Source organism: Bartonella fuyuanensis (assembly GCF_014197255.1).
GTDB lineage: Bacteria > Pseudomonadota > Alphaproteobacteria > Rhizobiales > Rhizobiaceae > Bartonella > Bartonella fuyuanensis.
Genome location: NZ_JACIFE010000039.1, coordinates 1 through 5,644, shown reverse-complemented (window position 1 = coordinate 5,644; position 5,644 = coordinate 1). Strand labels below are relative to the sequence as shown.

Below are 5,644 nucleotides of genomic sequence, written 5' to 3'. Positions count from 1 at the left end.
TTTAGATTACGATATAACCTCTTAAAGGCAATGTAAAAGAAGCGTATTCACTTTAAGATGGGATTTCTTAAAAGTCTTAAAGCAATCAAAGTAGAGTATCTAAAAGTGCAAGTTTCTTCTTTTTAGAATAACGCATATAAACACTCCTTTTAGAGATTGTATGTAAGCAATGTATAAAGGGGGTATAGGAACCTATAGCTATAAGACCTTATACCACTTATGCGTTTATCATACCCATTATGTGAGCATGCTTTATAAGTTATTCAGTTTCTCTAATTTCTAATTTTGGTAGGTTCTTAACAATTTTGATTGTCTCTAAACTTACAGTAATAACCCTTTGAAACAACTCTAGAGGGTAGGCGGGGTTTCCAACGGTTTCAACAGCATAGCGATTGGCATCATTCACGATGCCACTCTTTTTATCAGTCTTTACACATTGACGCCCCATAACCCATTCAAGAGCGGGTCTACCATTGACGATATACGCATAAGCTTCAAGAGGGATATCTGTTATTGTGATATTGCTATTGTAAATAACTGTTGATTTATCTTTCTCTTTACTATTCTTAACTTTTGCGAATTTCATTTCAGTTACATAATAGAATTTCTCTGGATTAGAGATATCTGTAACTTTTGGATTACCTTTTTTAAAGGTTACTGGATAAGGTTCTATAGTTTCATAATTCACGTGCAAATGACCCAATTCACGTCCAGCTGTTACAAACTTCCAAAAATCATCAGCACTCTTTACACAAGGAATGCGAGGCAGTTCTTTGCATAAATTATCAGCATAACGAGCACGATAATCTTCCGAATGAAGTAGACCGTAAACATAATAGAATAGATCATCTTTAGTGATTTTTTCATTAGGATAAGCGGCTTTAAAATGGTCTAGACCTTCATCCGTAATGGCATCACGCCTCTGTAAATTAGCTGTTGTGTTTGCTTCTGTAGAGTTTGTAAACAAATGGGATTGTTGCTTACTTTTACTTTTTGAGACCATAGTGTCTTCATAAATATAAAGTGCAAAGCATTGATTGCGATCTATCATATTCACATCAGTCACATCCTTAGCCATAAGTACAGAAAAATCTTTCATTAAGAGGAAAGATTATGTCTCTTTTAGTTTTGGAAGAAAGGGACAGGCAAGGTTTAGTCCGGATAAGCTGTTATCAAGGATGAAACGTGTTAGGGAAAAATTGCTTGATAGAACGATCTTAAATTTATCGTGGGAAGGGGTTGTTGATTTTTTTGATGTACTCTATAGTTTATTTTATTTAGATCTACCTTATTTTGTAAAGAAGCAATATTATAGTTCAGGGAATTTTGTTGAAGCTGATTTTATCAGTATGGCAAAAGTTCTTAAGGACATTTAAGGGAGGTTTGTTTTAAGCCTGAATGATTGTGATACAGTTCGAGAGATCTTTAAGAATTTTGATTTTTTAGAAGTTGAGACCCTTTGGATAGCAGGTAGGGCAAAAAAACATTCCGAAAAGAACTTTTGATTTGTAATTGCAAGATATAGATGATGATGCTATTTGATAGCGCTGTTAATTCTATATATTAGGTGGTTTTTTATTTGCTATTTTTATTAATTTATTGAAATAATATTGTTAAATTATTATCAAATGGTACCTCCATCACACCATTTAGCGATTGATCTTTCTGTAATGAGAAAAAAATGTGTGGAGAGGGAATCTATGCGTATGATAGGAAAATCTTTCTTCGTGTATTATTTATTGATGTGTTCCTAATAATATTTCACTTTTTATTACTTTATCTGTGCATTTGAAATATTATATTTTATAGGGTGGGGTGAAGTTGCAATGAGAAGTATAGTGGTTCTAAGGTATTTAACACTTCTTATTTGTATTTCTTTATTGTCGGCATGTAGCGATTCTCGTGCTGTGCTTTGGCATGGGGTTCATGCAACCCCTTCTATGATTGCAGTAGAAAGGGAGATTGAAGAGAAACCGATTTCTCCGAAAGCCGTTATTCCAGTGTATGTTGCAACAAGTCGTATGAGGCAAAATAGTTACGCTCAACCTTATGGCACAGAGCGATCAAAAAAAGTACATTACAATCGCGTTGACATAGGAATTCCTCAGCAACATATAAAGGGAGTTGTTGAAATAAATGCGTATAAACCAACGCATGATAAATATTTTGCAGCAGTAGCATTGCAAAAATACGATAATAAAGAACAGTTTAAACAGCAATTAAATGCTGCTTTAGCAAAAAAGCCAAAAGGAAAAAGAGAAATTTTTCTTTTTATCCATGGATATAACAATAATTTTGCAGATGGTACATTTCGTACGGCACAGTTTACATACGATTATTCTTTAAATGTTGTCGCGGTACATTATTCTTGGCCTTCTGCTGGGTCTGTTCCTCTTTATATTTATGATCGTGACAGTGCTAATTTTGCTCGTGACGGACTAGTAGAGCTTTTAACACTTATGAGTGAAACTAATGCTGATCAGATTTCAGTTATTGCACATTCTATGGGAAATTTTGTTATAATGGAAGCATTTAGAACTTTAGCCCTGCAGGGGAAATATAAACCTATTCGTCGGATTACAAGTTTATTAATGGCTGCACCAGATATTGATGTTGATGTATTTGAGCGCCAACTTAATGATATTAAAAAGCTCCCACAGCCAACGGCTATTTTAGTATCCAGAGCAGATAAAGCTCTCGCTGTTTCAGGACGTCTTACGGGTGGACATCATCGTGTGGGTGATGGTTCAGATATTGAAATGTTGCGTAAAAATGGAATAGCTGTTCTAGATTTTTCTCATGTGGATGGGGGAGCACATAATGTCTTCGCATCTTCACCGACGTTGATGGCTCTTTCTCGAGAAGGTTCTTTGGCTTCAACAATTATGCAAGGTACAGAATTGTCACCTAGTCAAGCTCTTCTTGCTGATGGTAGTAGTGTGTTAGAAAAAACAACACATCTTATCCTTTACACGCCTGTACGTTTTCTCTCACCACGGATTCCACATTGATAGTGAAAAAAGAAGGCAGCCGTTGAATAATGCAAAGTCCTTTTCTGCTTGCATTTTCCTCTACTCATAAAAGTAATATACAAATTAAAAGTAATATTTTTTAGCACTTTCTTTAGAATGGTTTTGTAAAATGAAGGCTAAATAGCGGAATGAATGTAAAAAAGTCATTAGGTAAGTTTGTGATGATTGCACAGAAACGCTATGCCAATAAGCCTACAATTGTTGATTATTTATCTCATTCCGCAATTAAGCTGTTAGACATTCATGCTATGCTTGCAAAGGTGAGAAAAGGTGATATGGGGGAAAAACCAAATTTATTGCGTCAAATTGATTCTACAAAGCAACAATTAGATGAGATAAGCCATGCTCTTATTTTAGAATATCGTAAACGCCAGGAAAATGAGCGTTTCTTAAAACAAATTTTGCTATCCATTTCCAATCAACTTTTTTCACTTAATAATGGTTTTAAGGAAACTGGGCGTCTTTTCTTTCAAGAAGTTAGAATACTTCAATCTCAGATGCAATGTTTATATGAGGGGAAAGAGAGACTGCATTTGTTAAATAGTCAAGAAGCTCCTTGTTCTCCATCAAAAATTGATGAAATTATTAAACAATTACAAAAGGCACGGGAAAAACTTATTATTGAAAGCCCACATCTTTTTGAGAAAAAACAAAAAAGTTAAAATTTGACTATTTTTTATATAAGACTAGCATGTATGAATAGAACCTAAAAAGCAAATCATGATGTAAATATTATAACGCATATGTGTATTCAAATGAAATGAAAAGCAGTTATCATTCATAACAGTTCATAAATTTTATGATACGTTTTTATCACAGCACAAATCACATTGTTTAAAGTTTAGTTGTTTGGAATTATCGATCATATACGTTTAAAATCACATCTTGTTTTAAAGATTAGATTGTTAATAGCATAAAAGAACAAATTAACATTCGCCAAAATTGGCGAACGTAAAATAGAGAGTTTTCATAACAGCGAACATTTTAAAGATTACATAAAAAGATTTAAAGATAAGATTACTTTTAAAACGCTTTCTAAAAATTTAGAAAACGATAAAGAGGTATTTTATATCTTATGAAATGAAAAGCCTTTTAATGAATAGATTGCAGGCTAGTTTTTAAGAACGGAATTATTCGCTTCCACAAAAAATGGAGGCAAATAATGCCATGGCAGTGGAATTACTATCTACTTTAGATTTGGTACTAAAAACGTTTTAAAAGTTATAGTTTAAAATATGAAACCAAATGAGCTCCTCCCAAATTTGGTGGCACCTAATTAAAACAAAGATAAGCAAGTAAAATTCAAAACCATTGTAATGTCATATTCTTTTTATTGGATTGAGATGATTCTAAAAGCGTTTTGATTTGTTTGATAGGTTTGATTTTAGATAATGTGTTATTTGAATTCACTCAGCTCGAATTTGAGCTTAGTATATTGAAACGATTTAAAAGGAGCATTTTGATCAAGGGCTTTGTTTTATATGAATCTCTTTAAAGATAAAGACGTTATAATTGATAGGTTTTCTAGCCATAACAATCGTTTATAGGATTTCTCATTCAAATGAGCGATTAAAGATCCTACGCATTCTTTACTTTCCTTTTGATAAGTTTTCATATCTTTAATAAAGCGCTTGCAATATGATATGTTTTGTATATATGCGCTCATTCCTCCATGTTGGGTAAGATTATTTTTATCATTAGAATAGCTATTTGAAAGCTGCGTCATATCACTTGGCACGCTTCCTTTAGCCCATGAGGCAGAGGGGCTGATCAGCAAAATAGTGAAATTTGCTATTCGTTTTATGAGCTGTTTATTAGCACTGCATCTTAGGATGCGTTTATAGCCATAAAGAAGACCCACCATACCTGTTTTTTTTCTGTTTTATCAGTTATATTGATAACGTTATCGCTTTCATACACCTCACAATTTTTGGAACCAATCTTACTTTGCTTTTTTGTTGATTTTTGCATTGCCATAGACTTTTCCATAAATTTTTGCACGCCCATTAATCACAGCATAATTATAAATTTTTGCATGGCTATAAATGCAAGTTGATCCAGAAACCTTGGCATGACCATAGACGCGTGCATAACTAAAAACCGTAGCATCATAAGCAACATGGTCATAGATATGAGCATCAGCAAGAGCGCGGGCACTCCCATACACATGACCATAGACATAAGCATCATCATAGACCCAGCAATTGCCATCATGAGAGAGGTTAACTTCTTTTTCAATAAAGCTTCCTAAGGCGCCCACCTTTATATCATCAAAGTCTTTTAACGCTCTAATTCTATGTAAAGTACGATCTTCGAGAATATGAGTTTCATTAGTTAATTCGTATTTTTTTACAGGTTCTTGTTTATTAACAAGCGCGGTTTCATTTGCAATATTAGAGAGAACGGGGGTGTTTTTAAATATAAACCACATCATTTTAAATCCTATAACGTTGCGTCACAGGACGGATTGTACTATCTCTAAGGTGATTAGTTTGAGAAAGCCTTGTCCGTCCTTATGTGACAAGGTTTTTTTTATGCCGCGTCACTTTGACGTTGCTGTTTTGCTTGCTCGATGACATTCAAGAGATCTGATTGTAACCAACGGGATAAAA

Annotated in this window: 4 protein-coding genes and 3 pseudogenes; 3 read left to right on the top strand and 4 right to left on the bottom strand. The window is 33.8% G+C overall.

Going from position 1 to position 5,644, the window contains the following annotated elements; translation table 11 throughout:
- Window positions 1-259: 259 nt before the first annotated feature.
- Window positions 260-1,096: pseudogene (locus GGR08_RS07545) on the bottom strand (type ISP restriction/modification enzyme); the annotation flags it as partial.
- A gap of 82 nt (window positions 1,097-1,178) precedes the next feature.
- On the opposite strand from GGR08_RS07545, the gene GGR08_RS08460 reads away from it, so the two are divergent.
- The 3 genes from GGR08_RS08460 to GGR08_RS07530 all read left to right on the top strand — a co-directional run bounded on the left by GGR08_RS08460 (window position 1,179) and on the right by GGR08_RS07530 (window position 3,694).
- Entirely contained in the window at window positions 1,179-1,376 is a 198-nt protein-coding gene (locus GGR08_RS08460) for a DNA adenine methylase (protein WP_246350215.1), read from the top strand.
- A gap of 450 nt (window positions 1,377-1,826) precedes the next feature.
- Entirely contained in the window at window positions 1,827-3,011 is a 1,185-nt protein-coding gene (locus GGR08_RS07535) for an alpha/beta hydrolase (RefSeq protein WP_183194700.1), read from the top strand.
- Between the two features lie 182 nt (window positions 3,012-3,193).
- Window positions 3,194-3,694, top strand: coding sequence for a hypothetical protein (locus GGR08_RS07530; RefSeq protein WP_183194701.1), 501 nt, complete (start codon window positions 3,194-3,196; stop codon window positions 3,692-3,694).
- Between the two features lie 815 nt (window positions 3,695-4,509).
- On the opposite strand, the gene GGR08_RS07525 is transcribed toward GGR08_RS07530, so the two are convergent.
- The 3 genes and pseudogenes from GGR08_RS07525 to GGR08_RS07515 all read right to left on the bottom strand — a co-directional run.
- A complete protein-coding gene (locus tag GGR08_RS07525) occupies window positions 4,510-4,896 on the bottom strand; it encodes a hypothetical protein (RefSeq protein ID WP_183194702.1) in 387 nt (128 codons plus the stop codon).
- Window positions 4,860-5,466, bottom strand: a pseudogene (locus GGR08_RS07520) (hypothetical protein). Before GGR08_RS07520 ends, GGR08_RS07525 begins: the two are co-directional and overlap by 37 nt.
- 98 nt (window positions 5,467-5,564) lie before the next feature.
- Window positions 5,565-5,644: pseudogene (locus tag GGR08_RS07515) on the bottom strand (helix-turn-helix transcriptional regulator); the annotation flags it as partial.

What these genes read in the sequence shown, in the direction of transcription:
- GGR08_RS08460 (WP_246350215.1), top strand. Translation starts at nt 1,179, where the DNA reads ATGAAACGTGTTAGGGAAAAATTGCTTGATAGAACGATCTTAAATTTA.
- GGR08_RS07535 (WP_183194700.1), top strand. Translation starts at nt 1,827, where the DNA reads ATGAGAAGTATAGTGGTTCTAAGGTATTTAACACTTCTTATTTGTATT.
- GGR08_RS07530 (WP_183194701.1), top strand. Translation starts at nt 3,194, where the DNA reads ATGATTGCACAGAAACGCTATGCCAATAAGCCTACAATTGTTGATTAT.
- GGR08_RS07525 (WP_183194702.1), bottom strand. Translation starts at nt 4,896, where the DNA reads ATGGTGGGTCTTCTTTATGGCTATAAACGCATCCTAAGATGCAGTGCT.